This is a genomic window from Campylobacter sp. CNRCH_2013_0898h (genome assembly GCF_025772965.1).
Classification (GTDB): Bacteria; Campylobacterota; Campylobacteria; order Campylobacterales; family Campylobacteraceae; genus Campylobacter_D; species Campylobacter_D lari_D.
The window spans coordinates 38,997-60,311 of record NZ_JAKMTD010000004.1 but is presented as its reverse complement, the minus strand read 5'-3'; the positions used below and the strand labels follow the sequence as shown (position 1 = coordinate 60,311).

Here is a 21,315-nt window from a genome sequence, read left to right as displayed (position 1 = left end):
ATGATGAGATTGAAAGAAAAATACACTCAAAATATCAAACCTGCTTTAGTTAAAGAATTTGATATTAAAAATCCTATGCTTGTTCCTTTTATTGAAAAAGTTGTAATCAGTGTAGGTGCTGGGGAATTAGCAAAAGATCAAAAAGTATTACAAAATGTTGCAGATACTATTTCATTGATCGCTGGGCAAAAAGCAGTTATCACAAAAGCTAAAAAATCAGTTGCTGGTTTTAAAGTAAGAGAAGGCTTCCCAGTAGGTGTAATGGTAACATTAAGAAAAGACAATATGTATGCTTTCTTAGATAAGCTTATTACTATAGCTCTTCCTCGTGTTAAAGACTTTAGAGGTCTTCCAAGAGATGGTTTTGATGGAAGAGGAAACTATAACTTTGGTTTAGATGAGCAGTTAATGTTCCCAGAAGTTGAATATGATAAAATCTTAAGAACTCATGGTATGAACATTTCTATCGTTACAACAGCAAAATCAGATAAAGAGGCACAAAAATTATTAGAATTATTTGGCGTGCCATTTGCAAAAGGAAAGTAATATGGCTAAAAAATCAATGATTGCAAAAGCTGCCCGCAAACCTAAATTTAGTGTTAGAGGGTATACTAGATGCCAAATTTGTGGAAGACCACATTCAGTTTATAGAGATTTTGGAATTTGTAGAGTTTGCTTAAGAAAAATGGCAAATGAAGGTTTAATTCCTGGTCTTAAAAAAGCAAGTTGGTAAGAGGAAAGAACCATGATAAATGATTTAATTTCAGATTCACTAACAAGAATTAGAAATGCAGGGATGAGAAGATTAGAGACTACTCAACTTTTGCATTCTAAAGTTATCGAAGCTTTACTTGGAATTTTCCAAGCTAAAGGCTATATTGAAAGCTTTAATGTTATTGAAGAGGATAAAAAGAAATTCATCAATGTAGTTTTAAAATACGATGAAAAAGGTAAAAGCGTAATTAACGAAGTTAAGCGTATTTCTAAACCTGGTCGTCGTGTTTATAAAGGTAAAGATGAGATCAAAAGATTTAAAAACGGTTATGGTACTATCGTAGTAAGCACTTCAAAAGGTGTTTTAGCTAACGACGAAGCTTATAAAGCAGGCGTTGGCGGCGAAGTTTTATGTACTATTTGGTAAGAGTTTCTACTTTTTATGGTATTCGGTATCCATTCTTATAAAGTAGTCATATCGTAGACAAGTAAAAAGGAAAAATGAATGTCTCGTATAGGTAAACAACCAGTTGCTATTCCAAGTGGAGTAGAAGTAAAATTAGAAGGTAACTTGCTAAAATTCAAAAAAGGAAATTTAGCAAAAGAGCTTGATACAAAAGCAAATGTTAATGTTGAGATTAAAGAAGGACAAATTCTTTTCTCTCCTAAAGGTGAAGATAGACAAAGTAGAGCTTATTGGGGAACTTATAGAGCTTTAGCTCAAAACATCATCATCGGTTTAACTGATGGTTTTAGCAAAACTTTAGAAATCAACGGTGTTGGTTATAAAGCTGCGTTAAAAGGTAAAGTTCTTGAACTTGCTTTAGGTTTTTCTCATCCTATCAACTATGCTATTCCAGAAGGCATAGAAATTACCGTTGATAAAAACAATGTTATTATCAAAGGTAGCGATAAACAAGTGGTAGGTCAAGTTGCTGCTCAAATTCGTGAATTTAGACCACCTGAGCCTTACAAAGGAAAAGGTGTTAAATATTCAGATGAGCGTATTATCCGCAAAGCTGGTAAGACATCTAAGAAGTAAGGATAGAATATGAGAGCAAATGTATTAAAAAGAAAAATATCTTTAAGAATTAAAAGAAAAAAAAGAATTAGAGCAAAAATTTCAGGAACACAAGCTCTTCCAAGAGTTTCTGTTTTTAAATCAAACAGAACTTTATATATCCAAGCTATCGATGATGTTAAAGCAGTAACTTTAGCAGCAGTAGATGGAAGAAAAATTGGTGTTAAAGCAAATAAAGAAGGTGCTAAAAAAATAGCAGCTGAATTTGCAAAAGTTTTAAAAGCTAAAAACATAGAAGAAGCAGTGTTTGATAGAAATGGTTATTTATACCATGGTGTGATTGCAGCATTAGCTGAAGCACTAAGAGAAAACGGAATCAAACTATAACCCAAAAGGAAGATCGATGGAAAAATATAATAGAGAAGAATTTGAAGAAGTAATCGTCGATATCGGCAGGGTTACTAAGGTTGTTAAAGGTGGTAGAAGATTTAGATTTACTGCTTTAGTTATCGTTGGAAATAGAAAAGGTTTAGTTGGTGTGGGCTATGGAAAAGCTAAAGAAGTTCCAGATGCTATCAGAAAAGCAGTTGATGATGCTTTTAAAAACATTGTTGAAGTTAAAACAAAAGGTTCAACTATCCCTCATGATGTAGAAGTAAAATACAACGCAAGTAGAATTTTACTTAAACCAGCAAGTGAAGGTACAGGGGTTATTGCAGGTGGTTCAACACGTCCTATCGTGGAACTTGCAGGTATTAAAGACATTTTAACTAAGTCTTTAGGTTCAAATAATTCAGCAAATGTTGTGCGTGCTACTATCAAAGCACTTACAATGCTTAAAGGATAATCAATGAATTTAACAAAAGCACCAGGTTCAACACATAAAACCAAAAGAATAGGCCGTGGTCAAGGTAGTGGTATGGGAAAAACTTCTACTAAAGGTGGAAAAGGCCAAACTGCTAGAAAAGGTTATAACGAAAAAAGAGGTTTTGAAGGGGGTCAACAACCACTTCAAAGACGCTTACCAAAAGTAGGCTTTACTTCTAAATTTGAAAAACCTTATGTGATTAATGTTGAAAAAATCACAGCAATCAAAGAGCTTAGCGAAATTACATTTGAAACAATCAATAGTATTCATAAGCTTTCAAAAAATGTAAATAAAGTTAAGCTTATTGGAGCAAGTGCTAAAGATCTTGCTAGTAAAATTAAAGACGAGAAGATCACTTTTAGCGGACAAAAATAATGAATAAAGCATTGACAAATAAAATTCTCATAACATTAGCTTTTTTATTTGCTTATAGAATATTAGCTTATGTTCCAGTTCCGGGGGTTAATGTCAGTGTTATCAAGGAATTTTTTGATTCTAATGCATCTAATGCATTAGGCTTGTTTAATATGTTTAGTGGGGGTGCTGCTGAAAGACTTAGCATCATCTCTCTAGGCATTATGCCTTATATTACTGCTTCGATTATTATGGAGCTTTTAGCGGCAACTTTTCCTAACATAGGAAAGATGAAAAAAGAACGCGATGGTATGCAAAAATATATGCAAATTATCCGTTATGCTACTATAGCTATCACTTTGATACAAAGTATAGGCGTTTCTATAGGCTTGCAAAGTCTTCATGGGAAAGCAGGTCAGTCAGCTATTATGATTGATATGAATACTTTTATTGCACTTTCTGCTATTTCTATGCTTGCAGGTACCATGCTTTTAATGTGGATAGGTGAGCAAATCACTCAACGCGGTATAGGAAATGGTATTTCTTTGATCATCTTTGGCGGTATTGTTTCTACAATTCCAGGTGCAATTAGTGGAACAGTAAATTTGGTAAATACAGGTGAGATGAATTTCTTGACTATCATTGCTATTTTAGTTGTAATTTTACTTACTATTTGGGCTATTATAGTAGTAGAGCTTGGAGAAAGAAGAATTCCTATTTCTTACTCAAGAAAAGTAATCATGCAAAATCAAAACAAACGCATTATGAATTACATACCTATTAAAATAAATTTAAGTGGAGTAATTCCTCCTATTTTTGCAAGTGCGATTTTGATGTTTCCAAGCACTATTTTGCAAACAAGTACAAATGAGTATGTGTTAAAAATTTATGACTTTTTAAATCCAAATGGATTTTTCTTTCATTTTTTAACATTCTTACTTGTTATTTTCTTTGCGTATTTTTATGCATCAATTGTATTTAATGCAAAAGATATAGCTGAAAATCTTAAAAGACAAGGCGGTTTCATACCAGGTATTAGACCAGGTGAAGGAACTGCAAATTATCTTAATGAAGTAGCATCAAGACTTACCTTGTCAGGTTCTATTTATTTAGGGCTTGTAGCTACATTACCATGGCTTATTGTGAAGTTGTTTGGTGTGCCTTTTTATTTTGGTGGAACTTCTGTTTTGATCGTAGTTCAAGTAGCGCTTGATACAATGAGAAAAATTGAAGCTCAAATTTATATGAATAAATACCAAACCTTAAGTGCAGTAGGCTTATAAGAAAGTAGATTTTCTACTTTCTTCTCTTTTTAAGGATTTTGATGAGACTAGGCGTTTTTGATAGCGGTGTAGGTGGGCTTAGTGTTTTAAAATCTTTACTTCAAGCAAAACTTTTTAAAGAATATATTTACTATGGAGATACCGCAAGGGTACCTTATGGGGTTAAAGATAAAGAAACTATCATTAAATTTTCCCTAGAAGCTTTAGAGTTTTTCAAAGAAAAAAAAGTCGATATGCTTATTATTGCGTGTAATACAGTTAGCGCGCATGCTTTAGAAATTCTAAAAGCAAATGCACCATTTCCAGTTCTTGGAGTTATAGAAGCAGGGGTTTTAGCGGTTAAAAACTCTTTAGAAGATAAAAACTCTAATATATTAGTCATTGCAACACAAGCTACCGTGGATTCTCACGCTTATAAGCAAGCTTTAATCAAAGAAGGTTTTTTAAAAGTGGAAGAAAAAGCAACTGGGCTTTTTGTACCTATGGTTGAAGAAGGGATTTTTCAAGGAGATTTTTTAAAAGCTGCTTTTGAGTATTATTTTAATAAGCTTAAATTTCATCCTAATGCTCTAATCTTAGCATGCACGCATTTTCCTTTAATCGCCCATTCTTTGGAAGAGTATTTTGGCAAAAATACAAAACTTATTCATTCAGGCGAGGCTATAGCTTTGCAATTGCAACAAGAATTTAACTTAACATCAATCCAAGAAGAAGCTAACATTCAATTTTATGCTTCAAGCGATGTGGAAAAACTAAAAAAAATTGCAAATTTATGGCTTTAATTAATGAATATTTACTAAAGTATTTTTTATATTAATAATTTATTTTTATTTAAACATAGTTGCATTATAATTTTTATCATTTCTAATGAAAGGACTAACATGAAAAAAATGTTAATGTGCGCAGCTATGGCACTAAGTTTAGGAGCAGGAATTTTGGAAGCAAAACCAAAAGTTGCAATTTTAGCTACAGGTGGAACTATTGCAGGCTCGATTGATAGTTCGGTAGCTACAACAGGTTATACAGCGGGTGTTTTAGGGGTTGATGCTTTGATTAAAGCAGTGCCTCAAATTCAAGATTTAGCAGTAATTAGCGGGGATCAAATTGCAAATATTGATAGTAAAGATATGACAAATGAAATTTGGCTAAAACTTGCTAAAGAAGTCAATAGGCTTTTAAAATCTGATGTAGATGGAGTTGTGATTACTCATGGTACTGATACCATGGAAGAAACTGCATATTTCCTAAATTTAACCGTAAAAAGCGATAAACCTGTTGTTTTAGTTGGTGCAATGCGCCCATCAACTGCAATTAGTGCAGATGGTCCTAAAAATCTTTACAATGCTGTAGCGTTAGCAGCAGATCCACAAGCAAAAAATAAAGGTGTAATGGTGGCTATGAATGATAGAATTCAAAGCGCTAGAGGCGTTATGAAAACTCATAGTTTAAATGTAAATGCATTTAGTTCACCGGATATGGGTGATGTGGGTTATATAGTAGATGGAAAAGCATTCTTCTACAATACTAATACAAAATTACACACCAAAAAATCTCCATTTGATGTTAGCAAGCTAAAAGAATTACCAAAAGTAGATATTCTTTATAGTTATGCAAATGATGGTAGCGGTGTTGCAGCAAAAGCTTTGTTTGAAAATGGAACTAAAGGTATAGTTGTAGCTGGAACAGGTGCTGGCAGTATTCATGATTATCAAAAAGATGTATTAAAAGAATTGCTTAAAAAAGGTCTTAATGTAGCGGTAAGTTCACGCGTAGTAGCTGGTAGAGTTGCAGTAAGTGATGCTGATGCAAAACTTGGTTTTATTGATACAGGTGATATGAGTCCTCAAAAAGCTAGAGTATTATTAATGCTTGCTTTAACTAAAACAAGTGATCCTAAGAAAATTCAAGAATATTTCTTAAAATACTAAAATCTTTTAGCGCCCAAATGCTACAATAACATTTGGGTGAGTTTTTCAATCAAAATCTTACTTAAATTAATCACAAGGATATTAAATGAGACAATATGAAAGCTATAAATGCCAAAAATGCGGCAATGAAGTAGAAGTGCAAAATGTAGGTGGTGGAAAGCTTAGTTGCTGTGGTCAAGAAATGGAGTGCATTACTAAAGATTTAACAGCCATAAATTTGATGAAAGCTTTCGCAGGTGAATCTATGGCAAGAAACAAATATGATTTATTTGCAGATATTGCTCAAGAAGAAGGTTGGCATGCTATTGCAAAGCATTTTAGAGAAGCTGCAGAAAATGAAAAATGGCATGCAAGAGCTGAGTTTAAAGCTTATCATGAATTAGTAGATGGTAAAGCTTTAGAAGAAACTGCTAAAAATTTAATCTGTGCAGCAGAGGGTGAAAATTACGAGCATACTACCATGTATCCAAATTTTGCACAAATTGCAGAAGATGAAGGCAAGAAAAACATAGCAAGATTATTTACTGCTATTGGTAAAGTAGAAATTGAGCATGAAAGAGAATATTTAGCACTTAAAAAAATGCTTGAAGAAGAAGATTTCTTTAATTCAGAGGTAGAAGAATTATGGGTTTGTGAAGTTTGTGGGCATATACACCGTGGTAAAAAAGCACCAAATGCCTGTCCTTTGTGTAAAGCTCCAAAAGAATACTTCAAACGAGAATTTTTAGGATAATTTTAAAAATCTTGATAAAAATGATAAAATATTTTATTTTTATCAAGGCCTAATATGCAAATTCTAACTCATCCTTTTGAACCTTTTTTTGATGAAAACTCAAAAGTTTTGATACTAGGTTCTTTTCCATCTATTAAATCAAGAGAAGAAAATTTTTATTATCAACATAGTAAAAATCGTTTTTGGCGTATTTTTGAAATATTATTTGAGCGTGAGTTAAAAACAGTGCAAGAGCAAAAGGCTTTTTTAAAAGCAAATCATATAGCACTTTGGGATGTTATAGCAAGTTGTAAGATAAAAAATTCAGATGATAAAACTATTTCTTATGCCAAAGCAAATGATATAAGTATTATTTTAGATAAGGCAAATATAGAAAAAATTTGTGTATTAGGTAAAGTTGCAAGTAAATATTTTGCTAAATTTTATCCTGAGCAAGAATTTTTTGAACTTCCTTCAAGCTCACCTGCCAATATAAATTATTCTTTAGAAAATTTAGTAGAAAAATATACTATTATAAAGGAAAAATAATGGCTTTAGTTGGAGTAGATGAGGCTGGGCGTGGAGCTTTAGCTGGAGATATGCACTTGGCAGCTTGCAAGCTTTTAAAAAATATTGATGGTTTAGCTGATTCTAAAAAATTAAGTGCAAAAAAAAGAGAAGAATTATATGAGCAAATTCTTTCTAATTCAAATTTTTTAATCCTTGCTTTTTCACCTTTGCAAATTGATATTTTAGGACTTAGTCAGTGTTTAAATTTGGGCTTAAAGATAATAAAAAAACATTTTAACCAAGATGAGATTTTATATGATGGAAATTTAAATTATGGTGTTTTGGGTATTAATACTATGATTAAAGCTGATATGAAAGTGCAAGAAGTTTCAGCCGCTAGTATATTAGCTAAGGTAAGTCGTGATCAAAAAATGTGTTATTTTTCTAAATTATATAATAATTATGATTTTGATAAACACAAAGGTTATGGTACAAAAGCTCATATAGAAAAGATTAAAGTATTTGGTTATTCACCTTTGCATCGCAAAAGCTTTATGTTAAAGTGTTTTGAGAAAAGCTTATTTGATTAGATTGTGTTTTGTAGTTTTAATAATGAAAAAATATAATTAAAAACTATTTTTTTAATAATAATCTATTAAAAATTATAATATTGGTCTAAAATACTCTATGTTTTAAGAAAAATTAATTTTTTTCTATTATAGTAATATAAAAAATATTTTAAGGGGTATTATGTCTTTACTTTTGAGTGAGCTAAAGATTGGAAATTTTTATGTAAAAAATCGCATCGTAATGCCTCCTATGGATATGTATGAAACACAAGTTTTAGATGGTAAGATTAATCAATTTCACTTGATACATTATGGAGCTAGAGCTTTGGGTGGTGTTGGGCTTATCATAGTTCAAGCTTGTGCGATTAATGAAAATGCAAAAATTGCTGATAATGATATAGGCCTTTGGGGAGATTTTCAAATTCGAGGACATAAGGAGCTTGTCGATCTTTGTCATCATTTTGGTGCTAAGGTTGCTATCCAACTAAATCATAGTGGTCGTAAAAATTCATGCAAACAAGCTATATCAAAAGCCCCAAGTAATATCGCTTTTAGTGAAAAATTTTCTAAACTTCATGTTTTAAGTAAAGATGAAATTTTACAAATTGAACAAGAATTTATCCAAAGTGCTAAAAGAGCTAAAGAAGCAGGCTATGATGCGATAGAGCTTCATAGTGCTCATGGGTATTTGCTTAGTTCATTTTTATCTCCTTTATCAAATCAAAGAGATGATGAATATGGTGGTAGTTTTGAAAATAGAGCGCGTCTTTTGTGTGATATCATTAAGCGTATAAAAAAAGAAGTTGATATTACTTTATTTGTAAGAATTTCAGCTACAGAGTGGCAAGAGGGTGGTTGGAATTTGGAAGATAGTAAAAAACTTGCCTTGATTTTAGAAAATTTAGGCGTTGATATGTTAGATATTTCAGCAGGAGGAAATATCAACAAACCTTCTTTAGTGCCAAATATAGCACCACTTTATCAAGCTCCTTATGCTAAGGCTTTAAAAGAAGTTGTTAAAATTCCTATATCTTGTGTGGGTCTTATAAATAGTGCTAGCGAAGGTGAGGCTTTGCTTTTGGGTGAGGTGTGTGATTTAGTTTGTTATGGTAGAAAATTATTAAGAAATCCAAATTTTGCAAATGAAGCCGCAGTTGCTTTAAATGAAAGGGAAAAAATCACGCCAAACTACTCAAGAGCATATTTGTAAAATAATACAAAAAGTTTTTAGGTAAAAGCTTTTTTTATTATTTTATACAAGGAGAAAATGTGGATAATCTTAAGTGGAATTCTTTTGATACGCGTTGGATGCTTTCTCTTTTTGGGACTGCAGTTGGTGCGGGGATTTTATTTTTACCTATTAAAGCAGGTGTTGGTGGTTTTTGGCCAGTTGTTGTAATGGCTTTGATTATTTTTCCAATGGTGTATTTAAGCCATAGAGCCTTAAGTCGTTTTGTATGTCAAGCAAATGGTAATGATAAAGATATTACTCATGCGGCTGAAGAGTATTTTGGTAGAAAAGTAAGTATTTTTATTTCTGTGCTTTATTTCTTTGCAATTTTCCCAATTTGTTTAGCATATTGTGTAGGTATAACTAATACTTTTGAGAGTTTTATTTATAATCAATTCTTACCACTTTTAGATCCAAATGGTTCTTTCGCAAACGCAATTAGTGCTATGTATCAAACAAGTGTAAATGAGCAAGGAAAAACTATAGCTAATTTACTTCCTTTTTATAGAGCGCTTTTTGCTTTTGTTTTAGTAAGTATTTTTATGCTTATTATGCTTTTTAGTGAAGAATTAATTACCAAAGTATGTGAGTGGCTTGTATATCCTTTATGTGCTATTTTATTTTTATTTTCTTTATATCTTATCCCGCAATGGTCGTTTGAAAGTTTTAGTGCTATTCCTGGAACAAAAGAATTTATTACTATAGTATGGCTAACTTTACCGGTTTTAGTGTTTTCATTTAATCACTCACCAGCGATTTCTACTTTTTCTTTAAGTGTAAAAAGGCAATATCCTGAAAATTCAGTACAAAAAGCAAATCAAGTGTTATTTAGAACTTCTGTAATGTTACTTGCTTTTGTAATGTTTTTTGTGGTATCTTGCGTGCTTTCTTTAACTCCTGCAGAACTTGCTGAAGCTAGAGCACAAAACATACCTGTACTTTCTTATTTTGCTAATAAACTTGATAATCCATTTATTTCTTATGGTGGTCCACTAATCGCATTTTTAGCAATTTCTAGTTCATTCTTTGGGCATTATTTTGGTGCTAGGGAAGGTGCTTATGGTATAGTTAGAAAATGTTGTAAATTAGCAGGTAATGATAATCCGGATTTGAAAAAAATCGCAGTTTATTCAACTTTGGTAATGTATATTGTTATGTTAATTACTGCTTATGTAAATCCAAGTATTTTAGGTTTTATTGAAAGCTTAGGTGGTCCAATCATTGCCGCAATCTTATTTTTAATGCCTATGATTGCAATTTACACTGTATCTAAAATGAAAAAATTCCAAAACAAAGCTTTAGATGCATTTGTGTTTATCACAGGTATTTTGACAATCATCACTGTAATTTATACTTTTTAAGGTGCTGATGAATGAGTAGTAATTTAAGTATATTTAAAGTTGGTGTCGGTCCTTCATCTTCTCATACTTTAGGACCAATGCTAGCAGGGAATATGTTTTGTGAAAAAATCAAAGATAAAATCACACAAATTACAAAAATTCAAATCAAACTTTATGGCTCTTTATCGCTTACTGGTAAAGGCCATTTAAGTGATAAAGCTATTATATGGGGGTTGAGTGGCTTAAGAGCAAAAGAATTAAATATTGCTTTGCAAGATCGTGTGTTTAATAAAATTTTGCAAGATAAAATTTTGGTTTTAGATGCTCAAAAAGAATTAAATTTTGATTATGATAAAGATTTGATTTTTGAAAAAGACTTTTTACCTTTGCATGAAAATGGATTGAAAATAAGTGCTTATAATGAAAATGGAGAAATCATTGCTGAAGAAATTTATTATTCGGTAGGCGGTGGTTTTGTTATGAGTGAAGCTGAACTTCAAAAACACAAAGATGGAGCTTGTGAGCAAAAACATACTAAATTAGAACTTGATATTAATAATGCAAGCGATGCTTTAAGAATTTGCGAAGAAAATTCATGGGATCTAGCAAAACTCTCTTATGAATATGAGCTTCAATTTCACACTAAAGAAGAAATTAGAGCTTATTGTTTAGAAATTTGGGAAGTAATGCAAGAAGTTTATTATAATGGTATTCATCCAAGCTCAGATTTTCTTCCAGGGAATTTACATTTAAAACGCCGCGCCAAAGGACTTAATGAGCGTTTGGCTATGACAAGTGATCCTTTAGGAATTATTGATTTTATTTCTTTATATGCTATTGCTATTGCAGAGGAAAATGCAAGTGGAGCTAGAGTGGTAACTGCACCAACTAATGGTGCATGTGCTGTTGTGCCTGCTGTAATGCTTTATCTTAAAAATCATACTATTGGTTTTAACGATGAAAAAGCCATTAATTTTTTACTTACTGCTATGTTAATAGGCTCTTTTTATAAGAAAAATGCAAGTATAAGTGGTGCTGAAGCTGGCTGTCAAGCTGAAATTGGTAGTGCAAGTTCTATGGCAGCAGGAGCTATGGCTACTGTAATGGGTTTTGATGCAAAGATAGCTTGTAATGCTGCTGAAATTGCAATGGAGCATCATTTAGGTTTAACTTGTGATCCAGTAAGTGGTTTAGTGCAAATTCCTTGTATAGAAAGAAATGCCTTTGGAGCGATTAAAGCAATTTCAGCTGCTAGAATGGCAATGAGTAGAAAATCAACTCCAAAAGTAAGTCTTGATGAGGTTATAAAAACTATGTATGAAACCGGCAAAGACATGAATTCAAAATACAAAGAAACTTCTTTAGGTGGCCTAGCTACTAATCTTACAAGTGTATGTTAAAACCTTAAGTTTTAAAACTTAAGGTTTTTCCTTAAAGCTTTTAAAAGCGCATAAATGCTAAATTTTTAAAAATTTTAAGGAAAATATAAATGATAGAAATCAAAAAACTAGCAGAAATAGAAAAACTACGCAAGGCAAATGAACTTGTAGCTAGAACGCTTGACTATCTAGAGGGCATTATAGTTCCGGGTATGAGTTTAAAAGAAATTGACATTAAAGCAGAAGAATTTATACTTGATCATGGTGCAAAACCATCTTTTAAAGGCTTATATGGTTTTCCAGGCAGTATTTGTATCTCGCTTAATCAAGCTTGCATTCATGGTGTAGGGGATGAGCGTATTTTAAAAGAAGGCGATATTTTAGGGCTTGATGTGGGTACTTGCATAGATGGATATTATGGAGATGCAGCAAGGACTATACCTATAGGTCAAATTTCAGCCACTGATGAGGCTTTGATTGCTTGTGCTAAAGATGCTTTGTATTATGCTATAGATATTATCAAAGAAGGTATGCGTTTTAAAGAGCTTTCATATGAGCTTGGCGAGTTTATCACTAAAAGAGGATTTGTACCTTTGAAAGGTTATTGTGGTCATGGTATAGGTAAAAAGCCACACGGTGAGCCTGAAATTCCAAATTATTTAGAACCAGGTGCTAGTGCAAAAAGTGGACCTAAAATCAAAAATGGCATGGTATTTTGCATAGAGCCTATGGTATGTCAAAAAGATGGCACACCGGTACATTTAAAAGGTAATTGGGAAGCAGGAAGCAAAGATGGATTAAATGCTGCTCATTATGAGCATTGTGTTGCAATTATAAATGGCAAAGCAGATATTTTATCTAAGTAAGAAAGTTTAAACTTTCTTACTCAAATGTTTTTAGTTTTTCTGAAAGTTTAGAAGCATTTTCTAAAACATCTTGTGAAATTTGTGTTAGCTCGAGTGAATAGTTTTTAACACAATTTGCAAGTTCAGTCACTTTTTCTACATTTTGTTCTAACTCATTCATTTTAGCTTTTGACTCATCACTTTTTTCTTCCATAATTTTAGTAGAATGGATACTTGTTTTTAATTTTTCTATAGAAGCACCGACTTCACCTTGTAAGATATTAGCTTTGTTGGAAGTATCACTCATGGATTGATGAATTCCATCCATCAAGCTTTTGTTGTCATTGATTTGTTGTACTATGGTTCTTACAGTAGTTTCTATAGCGACTAAAGATTTTGTAGTTTTATCAGCTAAGTTTCTAACTTCATCAGCAACAACAGCAAAGCCTCTACCATGTTCTCCTGCACGAGCTGCTTCAATAGCTGCATTTAAAGCTAGCAAGTTAGTTTGATCGGCTATATCTTTAATAGCTGCTGTAACTTCTACAATACTATCAGCACTTTGTACTAGTATATCCATAGCACTTAAAACACTTTGTTCTTTTTCTCCACTTAGTAATATAAGCTCTACTAGCTCTTTAAGCGTTTTTTCAACTTCTCCCATAACTTCTTGCATATCATGCATATCTTTTATAGTATTTTTAGCTAGATTTTGAGTTAAGTCTATATGACTTTCTAAAACAGAACTTATTTCATGGACATTAGAAATTTGCTCATGCTGTAAAAGTGAACTTTGCTGTAAAATTTCAGCATTTTGGGAAAGTTTTTGTGAGCTTTTGTGGCTTGAATTTGCAGTTTGTATGGCTTCTAAAACTGAATTTTGCACTATCTGTATGAAAGAATTAATATAGCTAGCACTTGTAGCTAATTCACTTTTTTTATCAATGTCTAATCTTGCACTTAAATTCGCATGTTCTCCCGCTAGATTTGCACTTAGTTTTTCAAGTAAAGATATAGGTATGATTACTTTTTTTAATGTTAAAAGTATGAAAAAAATCAATACAACTAAGGTAAATAGGAAAATTCCTATAGCTGTATAAAGATTATATTTATTTTGTAGATTGATATTTTTAGCAATTAAATTTTGGTGTGCTAGAATTTGTTTTTGCAGTTCTTGATCAAGAAAACTTTGAGAATTGTCTTTTAATATTTTAATTTGACTTAATATCATCTTACAATGTGTATTAAAAAGCTCAAATAACTCTTGTGGTAATTGAGAATCTTTTGCGTTTAAATTTGTGACAAGATTTTGTAATCTATTTTGTGCTAAAGGTTCTAATATATCCATAGTTCCTATAATGCTTAAAATATTTCCTATATATTCTATTTGTTTAGCCTCTTGAGTAGTGAGTGCTAATTGATTTGTTTGTTTGATGATTTCTTGTTGAATTTCGTAAAGATAAAGCTTTGAATTTATAGCAATAGAATTGGCTGATTTAAAATGTTGTAGTTGTGTATTTTTTTTCTGAAAAATTGCTTCTAGCTTTTTAGTATCTATTTCATTGGCTTTTAAAATAGCTAAAGTATTTTCAAAATCTCTTACTAGTTTGACGCTGATGTCATAGTTTTGTAGATTTAGTTTATTTTTAAAAATTTCATCTATTTTAGTATCTAGAATTTCTAATTTTTGAAAAGAATCCATAATAAGTGAATTTCTTTTGGTGGTATTATAAGTATTAAAAATAAATAAAGTCAAAGTTAAAAGCAATACCAAAACCACTATGGATAAAGTGATGAATTGTTTTAAAAAAGAGAAAGTTTTTTTATTTGAGTGGATCATGGTATTCTCCTGTTAAAGAATTTAAAAATGCAACTATATCATCAACTACATCTTGCTCTAAAAATTTACCAAGCTGATAATACGCCATAAATTGTACGCAAGCATCAAGTGTTGGCATAGAACCATCATGAAAATAAGGAGCAGTTTTGGCTATGTTTCTAAGACTTGGCACTTTTACTACAAATTGATCGTGAGGATCTTGAGTGATCTCATAGCGTCCTTTCCAATTTGTTCCATTATCATAAGGAACAAATACCCCCATTTTTTGATACATATTTCCACCTATATTTTGTCCTTGATGGCACGCTATACAACCATTTGATAAAAAGGCATTATAGCCTCTTTTTGCTTGTTCGCTTATAGCATTTTTATCTCCCTTTAAGTAGCGGTCAAATGGGGAATTTGGCGTAAGTAAGGTTTTTTGAAATTCAGCTAAAGCATCTGCTATATTATCAAAGGTAACTTCTCCGTAAAGTCTTTTAAATTCTTTTTCATAAATTGCGTTAGTTTTTACTATTTGCACCACTTCATCTGCATCTTTTAACCCCATTTCTTTAGGGTTTAACAAAGGATGTTTGGCTTGTTCTTGTAAATCTTTTGCATTGCCTCTCCAAAATTGTGCTAGGCTAAAAACGGCATTAAAATTTGTAGGAGTATGGAATGGCTCATCTATTATGCCATTAATACCTGTTGAAAAAGTTTTATTATCTACTCCAAAATTTGCAATATCATGACAACTATTGCAAGATACTTTTTTATCTTTTGATAAACTTGTATCCATATAGAGTTTTTTTCCTAAAATAGCTTTTTCTTTATTATAAGGAATGCTTTCTGGTATAGGTGTAATCATTTCAAATGCTAAAAGTGGCAACAAAGAAAGTATTAAAACAATAAAAATTTTCATAATCATTTTCCTTTAATTTTATAAATTTTTAATTAATAATTTTTTTTAATTATAACATTAAAATCTTAACCTCTTATAAGTAAATATGGTAGTTATCAGTGTTATCAGGGATAAAAACAAAATATAAATAAAAATTCCATACACGAAAGGATTTTCAGGTTTTATAGCCAAAGAATGTAATGCAAATACAAGTTGAGGAGTGAAACCACCCGCTATTGCATAAGCTATATTATAAGAAAAAGAAATTCCACTAAAACGAATACTTGGCTTAAAAATTTTACACATTAAAATAGGTGCTAAAGCATTAATACCACCAAAAAAACACGCTATAAAATAAAAATATATACTCAAATGCAAAATTTGAGCATAGAAAAAATAAAAATAAAAAAAGCACGATAAACTAAATCCTATGGTAAAAATTAAAGCGGTAACTAAAAAACCAAATTTATCAACCCAAATTCCAGCAAGTAAAGTTCCACAAGATAAAATTACTATTGCAAACATTTGGATTAAAATCGCATCTGTTTTATCAAGAATCAAAACTTCTGATATAAAATTGGGCATAAGTAAAATAAGTATTATCACGCAGGCTGTGAGCATCCAAGTTAAAAGCATAGAAGCAATGATGTCTAGATAAATATTTTTTTCTTTAAAAAGTGTTTTTAAAGGAAATTTTTCCAAATCATTTTCTTGTCGCATTTTTTGAAAAACAGGTGTTTCTTCTAAAAATTTTCTAAGATATATAGAAATGATACCAAAAAATCCACCTATAGCAAATGGAATACGCCAAGCATATTCATAAATTGCTTCTTGATCAAAGTAATGATTAATCGCTAAGGCAACAATACAACCTAAAAGAATTCCAAAAGCCATAGAAGCATTAATAGCGCTAATATAAAAACTATCTCTTCCATCGGGTGCATGTTCTTTTACAAATACCCAAGCACCAGGGAGTTCTCCGCCTATAGCTATACCTTGAGCTATTCTAACAAGTAGTAAAAAAATAGGAGCAAAATATCCTATAGTTTCAAAAGTAGGTATAAAAGCTAGAGAGAAAGTTGGAAGCACCATGAGTAATATACTAAGCATAAACATCTTTTTGCGACCCATTTTATCTCCAAAATGTGCCATAATTATACCACCGATTGGTCTAGCTAAATATCCTGCTGCGAAAGCCCCATAAGTGTTTAAAAGTTTCCAAAAATCACTTAAATCACTAGGAAAAAAATTTCTTGAAATATAATTAGCAAAAAATACAAAAATAACAAAATCATAAAATTCTAAAGCTCCACCCAAAGAAGATAAGGAAAGAGTTTTAAAATCACCTCTTTTTAAAGTTTTTGACATCTATAAATACTTTCTTTTTGTAGTAATTTTGTAATTATAGTAAAAATATTATAGTTTGTAAAAAAATATTAAAAATTTAAAAAGAAAAATTGTGATAAAATAATAGCTTTGTATTTTATAGAAAGGAGAGAAATATTGGCAAAAGATGATATTATCGAAATCGATGGTAATGTAATCGAAGCTTTACCTAATGCGACTTTTAAAGTTGAATTAGATAATAAACATGTGATACTTTGTCATATTGCAGGTAAAATGCGTATGCATTATATTAGAATTATGCCTGGCGATAGAGTTAAAGTAGAGCTAACGCCTTATAGTCTTGATAAGGGTCGTATTACATTTAGATACAAATAAGTCTAAGTTGTTTAAAAGCAAAAGTAAAGTATAATTAGCACTTTTGCAGAAATTGCAATAAAACTGTATGAAGAAGTATTTTCAAAATCACCACTTATTTTGAAAATAGTTGGTTGCTCTAAAAACCTGGTGCAGTTGTAAAAAAGTGGAATTTACAATAACAGGAGTAAAGCATGAAAGTTAGACCATCTGTTAAAAAGATGTGTGACAAATGCAAAGTAGTTCGTCGTAAAGGCGTAGTTCGCATTATTTGCGAAAATCCAAAACACAAACAAAGACAAGGATAATTTATGGCTCGTATTGCAGGTGTAGATTTACCAAAGAAAAAAAGAATTGAATATGGTTTGACTTATATTTATGGTATAGGTTTGCATACTTCAAGAAAAATCTTAGATAAAACCGGAATTTCTTATGATAAAAGAGTTCATGAGTTAAGTGAGGACGAAGCAGCGGCTATCCGTAAAGAAATTCAAGAAAACTATATGGTTGAGGGTGATCTTAGAAAACAAGTTGCTATGGATATCAAAGCATTAATGGATCTAGGAAGCTTTAGAGGCTTAAGACATAGAAAAGGCTTACCGGTTCGTGGTCAAAAAACAAAAACAAATGCCAGAACTAGAAAAGGTAAGAGAAAAACCGTTGGTGCAAAATCATAAGGATAGAAAATGGCAAAAAGAAAAGTTGTTAAGAAAAAAATAGTTAAAAAAAATATAGCTAAAGGTATAGTTTATATCAGTGCAACATTTAATAATACTATGGTTACTGTAACTGATGAAATGGGAAATGCTATTGCATGGAGTAGTGCAGGTGGTTTAGGATTTAAAGGTTCTAAAAAATCAACTCCTTATGCGGCGCAACAAGCAGTAGAAGATGCTTTAAATAAAGCAAAAGAGCATGGTATTAAAGAAGTAGGCATTAAAGTACAAGGGCCAGGAAGTGGTCGTGAAACAGCAGTTAAAAGTGTAGGTGCTATGGAAGGTATCAAAGTAACTTTCTTAAAAGATATTACCCCATTAGCTCATAATGGTTGTAGACCACCAAAACGTCGTCGTGTCTAAGAATAAGATATAAGATTTAGGAGAATTATAATGGCAAGATATAGAGGACCAGTAGAAAAATTAGAAAGACGACTTGGCGTAAGCTTGGCAATGAAAGGCGAAAGAAGATTAGCAGGTAAAAGTGCTTTAGATAAACGCCCTTACGCACCAGGTCAGCATGGACAAAGAAAAGCTAAAATTAGTGAATATGGACTTCAATTAAGAGAAAAACAAAAAGCTAAATTTATGTATGGTGTTAGTGAAAAACAATTTAGAAGATTATTTAGTGAAGCTGCTAGAAAAGATGGCAATACCGGTGCGCTTTTGATCCAGCTTTTAGAACAAAGACTTGATAATGTTGTTTATAGAATGGGTTTTGCTACAACACGCCGTTTTGCTAGACAACTTGTAACTCATGGACACATTTTAGTAAATGGTAAAAGAGTAGATATTCCTAGTTATAGAGTAGAAGCAGGCCAAAAAGTTGAAGTGATTGAAAAAAGCAAAAACAATCCTCAAATTTCAAGAGCGATCGAACTTACTGCTCAAACTGGTATAGTTGCTTGGGTTGATGTAGAAAAAGATAAAAGATTTGGAATTTTTACAAGAAAACCTGAAAGAGAAGAAGTTATCATTCCAGTTGAGGAAAGATATATCGTTGAGTTGTACTCTAAATAATAAAGGTTTTTGATATGAGACATATTACAACTTCTGCTTATACACCAACAGAGTTTAGTATTGAAAATATCAGTGATACAGTAGCAAAAGTAAGTGCATGGCCTTTTGAAATTGGTTATGCTATTACTTTGGCGCATCCTTTGCGTCGTTTGCTTTATTCAAGCACAGTAGGTTTTGCTCCAACAGGAGTTAAAATCAAAGGCGTAGCACATGAATTTGATAGTATGCGTGGTATGCTTGAAGATGTAGCATTGTTTATTATCAATCTAAAAAAATTAAGATTTAAACTAAAAACAGATTCTGAAAAAGAAATCGTAACTTTTAGTTTTAAAGGACCAAAAGAAATTTGCGGAAAAGACTTAGACAATGAAGTTGTTGAAGTTGTGAATGCAGATAGCTATCTTGCAACGATTAATGAAGATGCAGATTTAGAATTTACTTTAATCATTGAAAAAGGTATAGGTTATGTGCCTTCTGAAGAAATTCAAAATTTCTTAGATCCTGAATTTATAGCACTTGATGCGTTCTTTACTCCGGTAAAACATGCGGTTTATGATATAGAAAAAGTGCTTTTTGAAGATAATCCAGATTATGAAAAAGTTGTTTTTACAATCACAACTGATGGTCAAATTTCACCAAGTGACGCTTTTAAAAATGCTTTAGAAGCAATGTATAAACAATTATCAGTGTTTGATAAAATCACTAATGCACAAAGCGTTGTAAGAAGTCAAACACCAAATAATGAAGTAGAACATGTAAAATTACTTCAAAATATAACTGAGTTAAATTTAAGTGCAAGAAGTTTTAACTGCTTAGAAAAAGCAAATGTAGTTTATATTGGTGAACTTGCCTTAATGAGTGTTAGCGAACTTGCAGATTTAAAAAATCTTGGTAAAAAATCTTTAGATGAGATTAAAAGTGTAATGGAATCTATAGGTTTCCCTATAGGAAATTCAAAACTCAGTGATAGTGCAAAAGAAACGCTAAAGAAAAAAATTACAGAATTAAAAGCACAAAATGAAGGATAATCAATGAGACATAGACATGGATATAGAAAGTTAGGTCGCACTTCTACTCATCGTGCAGCCTTATTAAAAAACCTTACCATTGCTATTATTAAAGCAGGTAAAATAGAAACAACATTACCTAAAGCAAAAGAATTAAGAGGTTATGTTGAAAGATTGATCACTCGTGCAAGAAAAGGTGATTTCAATGCTCACAGAGCAGTTTTTGCTAGCTTGCAAGATAAAGAAGCTACAAATAAACTTGTAACAGAAATTGCACCTAAATTCGCAGATAGAAATGGTGGTTATACAAGAATTATCAAAACAAGAATCCGCCGTGGCGATGCTGCAGAAATGGCTTTCATCGAATTCGTAGCTTAATTTTTAGCCTTTTAAAGGCTAAAAACTTCTTATTTTTATTTATTTACTTACTATTTTTTGTATTTTTATCCATTTTTTGCTACTATTAATCTTTTTAACTACAAAAAAGGAAAAAAATGCAAGAAAATTCAAGATTACGCATAGCTATACAAAAATCAGGTCGTTTAAGTAAAGATTCTATTGCCTTGCTTGAGTCTATAGGCGTAAAACTTCGCATACACGATCAAAGTTTAATTGCTTTTTCTACAAATTTACCTATTGATTTACTTAGAGTAAGAGATGATGATATACCAGGGTTAATTTTTGATGGAGTAGTAGATCTTGGCATAGTTGGGGAAAATGTTTTAGAAGAAAATGAGTTAGAAAGAAAATCAAAAAACGAAAATGCAGATTTTATAATGCTTAAAAAGCTTGATTTTGGTGGGTGCCGCTTGTCTTTAGCATTACCAGAAAATAGTGAGTATAAAGGTATAGAAAGTTTTAAAAATTTACGCATAGCAACTTCTTATCCACAGCTTTTAAAGCGTTTTATGGAAGAAAATAGCATTCCTTATAAAACTTGTATGCTAACAGGCTCAGTTGAAGTAGCACCAAGTGCAAATTTAGCTGATGGAATTTGTGATTTAGTTTCAAGTGGAGCTACTTTAAAAGCAAACGGACTTAAAGAAGTTATGGTGATTTATAAGTCAAAAGCTTGCATTATCCAAAGAAAAGAAAGTTTAGCTTCACACAAACAAGAATTAATCGATAAATTACTCATTAGAATTCATGGAGTTATGCAAGCAAGAGAGTCAAAATACATCATGTTGCATGCTCCTATTGAAAAGCTAGAAAAAATCACAGCCTTGTTGCCAGGTGTTGAAAAACCTACAATTTTACCTTTAGAAAATGATAAAGCTAGAGTGGCATTACATATGGTAAGTCAAGAAAATTTATTTTGGGAAACTATGGAAGCTTTGAAAAAAGAAGGTGCAAGTGCGATTTTAGTTTTACCTATTGAAAAAATGCTCTCTTAA

Annotated in this window: 28 protein-coding genes and 1 pseudogene; 25 read left to right on the top strand and 4 right to left on the bottom strand. The window is 31.5% G+C overall.

From position 1 onward, the window contains the following. The 17 genes from rplE (at window position 1) to map (ending at window position 12,775) form a co-directional block, all read left to right on the top strand. Window positions 1-546, top strand: a complete 546-nt coding sequence (rplE, locus tag L8X50_RS03220; RefSeq protein ID WP_133319134.1) for a 50S ribosomal protein L5 — start codon at window positions 1-3, stop codon at window positions 544-546. 1 nt (window position 547) lies between these two features. After that, window positions 548-733, top strand: a complete 186-nt coding sequence (locus L8X50_RS03215) for a type Z 30S ribosomal protein S14 (RefSeq protein WP_012660824.1) — start codon at window positions 548-550, stop codon at window positions 731-733. 12 nt (window positions 734-745) lie between these two features. Further along, the gene (rpsH, locus tag L8X50_RS03210; RefSeq protein ID WP_039617152.1) at window positions 746-1,141 is read left to right on the top strand and encodes a 30S ribosomal protein S8; all 396 of its coding nucleotides are present in this window, start codon (window positions 746-748) and stop codon (window positions 1,139-1,141) included. Between the two features lie 78 nt (window positions 1,142-1,219). Continuing rightward, window positions 1,220-1,756, top strand: coding sequence for a 50S ribosomal protein L6 (gene rplF, locus L8X50_RS03205; RefSeq protein ID WP_039617154.1), 537 nt, complete (start codon window positions 1,220-1,222; stop codon window positions 1,754-1,756). A gap of 9 nt (window positions 1,757-1,765) precedes the next feature. After that, window positions 1,766-2,122: a 50S ribosomal protein L18 gene (gene rplR / locus L8X50_RS03200; RefSeq protein ID WP_039617157.1), complete on the top strand. Its 357-nt coding sequence runs from the start codon at window positions 1,766-1,768 to the stop codon at window positions 2,120-2,122. A gap of 16 nt (window positions 2,123-2,138) precedes the next feature. Further along, on the top strand, window positions 2,139-2,582 hold the full coding sequence (gene rpsE / locus L8X50_RS03195) for a 30S ribosomal protein S5 (RefSeq protein ID WP_039617161.1): 444 nt from the start codon (window positions 2,139-2,141) through the stop codon (window positions 2,580-2,582). A 3-nt stretch (window positions 2,583-2,585) separates the two neighbouring features. Then, window positions 2,586-2,978 carry a 50S ribosomal protein L15 gene (gene rplO, locus L8X50_RS03190; protein WP_039617163.1) on the top strand — a complete coding sequence of 131 codons (393 nt, stop codon included), beginning with the start codon at window positions 2,586-2,588 and terminating at the stop codon, window positions 2,976-2,978. Continuing rightward, window positions 2,978-4,240 (top strand): preprotein translocase subunit SecY, encoded by a 1,263-nt coding sequence (secY, locus tag L8X50_RS03185; protein ID WP_133319135.1) that lies wholly within the window; start codon window positions 2,978-2,980, stop codon window positions 4,238-4,240. Before rplO ends, secY begins: the two co-directional genes overlap by 1 nt. A 41-nt stretch (window positions 4,241-4,281) precedes the next feature. Continuing rightward, complete coding sequence (murI, locus tag L8X50_RS03180) at window positions 4,282-5,022, top strand: glutamate racemase (RefSeq protein ID WP_263660381.1); 741 nt, start codon at window positions 4,282-4,284, stop codon at window positions 5,020-5,022. A gap of 114 nt (window positions 5,023-5,136) precedes the next feature. Further along, window positions 5,137-6,168, top strand: coding sequence for a type II asparaginase (locus L8X50_RS03175; protein ID WP_263659249.1), 1,032 nt, complete (start codon window positions 5,137-5,139; stop codon window positions 6,166-6,168). A gap of 85 nt (window positions 6,169-6,253) precedes the next feature. Beyond that, the gene (locus tag L8X50_RS03170) at window positions 6,254-6,901 is read left to right on the top strand and encodes a ferritin family protein (protein ID WP_220567003.1); all 648 of its coding nucleotides are present in this window, start codon (window positions 6,254-6,256) and stop codon (window positions 6,899-6,901) included. A 54-nt stretch (window positions 6,902-6,955) separates the two neighbouring features. Continuing rightward, on the top strand, window positions 6,956-7,429 hold the full coding sequence (locus L8X50_RS03165) for a DNA-deoxyinosine glycosylase (protein ID WP_263660380.1): 474 nt from the start codon (window positions 6,956-6,958) through the stop codon (window positions 7,427-7,429). Then, window positions 7,429-7,980, top strand: coding sequence for a ribonuclease HII (locus L8X50_RS03160; RefSeq protein WP_263660379.1), 552 nt, complete (start codon window positions 7,429-7,431; stop codon window positions 7,978-7,980). The genes L8X50_RS03165 and L8X50_RS03160 overlap by 1 nt, the downstream gene beginning before the upstream one ends. A 160-nt stretch (window positions 7,981-8,140) precedes the next feature. Beyond that, complete coding sequence (locus L8X50_RS03155; protein WP_220567006.1) at window positions 8,141-9,169, top strand: tRNA-dihydrouridine synthase; 1,029 nt, start codon at window positions 8,141-8,143, stop codon at window positions 9,167-9,169. A 98-nt stretch (window positions 9,170-9,267) separates the two neighbouring features. Beyond that, window positions 9,268-10,551 (top strand): aromatic amino acid transport family protein, encoded by a 1,284-nt coding sequence (locus L8X50_RS03150; RefSeq protein ID WP_133319191.1) that lies wholly within the window; start codon window positions 9,268-9,270, stop codon window positions 10,549-10,551. Between the two features lie 11 nt (window positions 10,552-10,562). Then, window positions 10,563-11,930, top strand: coding sequence for an L-serine ammonia-lyase (locus L8X50_RS03145; protein ID WP_133319140.1), 1,368 nt, complete (start codon window positions 10,563-10,565; stop codon window positions 11,928-11,930). An 89-nt stretch (window positions 11,931-12,019) separates the two neighbouring features. Next, a complete protein-coding gene (gene map, locus L8X50_RS03140; protein WP_263660377.1) occupies window positions 12,020-12,775 on the top strand; it encodes a type I methionyl aminopeptidase in 756 nt (251 codons plus the stop codon). Window positions 12,776-12,791: 16 nt separating this feature from the next. On the opposite strand, the gene L8X50_RS08310 is transcribed toward map, so the two are convergent. The 4 genes and pseudogenes from L8X50_RS08310 to L8X50_RS03125 form a co-directional block, all read right to left on the bottom strand. Continuing rightward, complete coding sequence (locus L8X50_RS08310) at window positions 12,792-13,418, bottom strand: methyl-accepting chemotaxis protein (RefSeq protein ID WP_263665375.1); 627 nt, start codon at window positions 13,416-13,418, stop codon at window positions 12,792-12,794. Window positions 13,419-13,919: 501 nt separating this feature from the next. Beyond that, window positions 13,920-14,594 (bottom strand): annotated as a pseudogene (locus L8X50_RS08305) (DAHL domain-containing protein); the annotation flags it as partial. After that, window positions 14,578-15,501: a cytochrome-c peroxidase gene (locus L8X50_RS03130; RefSeq protein WP_243705637.1), complete on the bottom strand. Its 924-nt coding sequence runs from the start codon at window positions 15,499-15,501 to the stop codon at window positions 14,578-14,580. The pseudogene L8X50_RS08305 and the gene L8X50_RS03130, both read right to left, overlap by 17 nt. A gap of 54 nt (window positions 15,502-15,555) precedes the next feature. Then, window positions 15,556-16,845: an MFS transporter gene (locus tag L8X50_RS03125; protein ID WP_263660375.1), complete on the bottom strand. Its 1,290-nt coding sequence runs from the start codon at window positions 16,843-16,845 to the stop codon at window positions 15,556-15,558. A gap of 135 nt (window positions 16,846-16,980) precedes the next feature. Between L8X50_RS03125 and infA the strand changes: the two genes are divergently transcribed. From infA to hisG, 8 genes are all read left to right on the top strand, one after another. Beyond that, complete coding sequence (infA, locus tag L8X50_RS03120) at window positions 16,981-17,199, top strand: translation initiation factor IF-1 (RefSeq protein ID WP_012660842.1); 219 nt, start codon at window positions 16,981-16,983, stop codon at window positions 17,197-17,199. 173 nt (window positions 17,200-17,372) lie between these two features. Further along, on the top strand, window positions 17,373-17,486 hold the full coding sequence (rpmJ, locus tag L8X50_RS03115) for a 50S ribosomal protein L36 (RefSeq protein WP_002781429.1): 114 nt from the start codon (window positions 17,373-17,375) through the stop codon (window positions 17,484-17,486). 3 nt (window positions 17,487-17,489) lie between these two features. Continuing rightward, window positions 17,490-17,855 (top strand): 30S ribosomal protein S13, encoded by a 366-nt coding sequence (rpsM, locus tag L8X50_RS03110; RefSeq protein ID WP_012660843.1) that lies wholly within the window; start codon window positions 17,490-17,492, stop codon window positions 17,853-17,855. A gap of 9 nt (window positions 17,856-17,864) precedes the next feature. Beyond that, window positions 17,865-18,257, top strand: coding sequence for a 30S ribosomal protein S11 (rpsK, locus tag L8X50_RS03105; RefSeq protein ID WP_133319145.1), 393 nt, complete (start codon window positions 17,865-17,867; stop codon window positions 18,255-18,257). A gap of 30 nt (window positions 18,258-18,287) precedes the next feature. After that, on the top strand, window positions 18,288-18,914 hold the full coding sequence (gene rpsD, locus L8X50_RS03100; protein ID WP_263659172.1) for a 30S ribosomal protein S4: 627 nt from the start codon (window positions 18,288-18,290) through the stop codon (window positions 18,912-18,914). A gap of 14 nt (window positions 18,915-18,928) precedes the next feature. Beyond that, window positions 18,929-19,942 (top strand): DNA-directed RNA polymerase subunit alpha, encoded by a 1,014-nt coding sequence (locus L8X50_RS03095; RefSeq protein WP_039627711.1) that lies wholly within the window; start codon window positions 18,929-18,931, stop codon window positions 19,940-19,942. A gap of 3 nt (window positions 19,943-19,945) precedes the next feature. Continuing rightward, on the top strand, window positions 19,946-20,299 hold the full coding sequence (gene rplQ, locus L8X50_RS03090; RefSeq protein ID WP_012660847.1) for a 50S ribosomal protein L17: 354 nt from the start codon (window positions 19,946-19,948) through the stop codon (window positions 20,297-20,299). A gap of 116 nt (window positions 20,300-20,415) precedes the next feature. Continuing rightward, window positions 20,416-21,315 (top strand): ATP phosphoribosyltransferase, encoded by a 900-nt coding sequence (hisG, locus tag L8X50_RS03085; RefSeq protein ID WP_115644829.1) that lies wholly within the window; start codon window positions 20,416-20,418, stop codon window positions 21,313-21,315.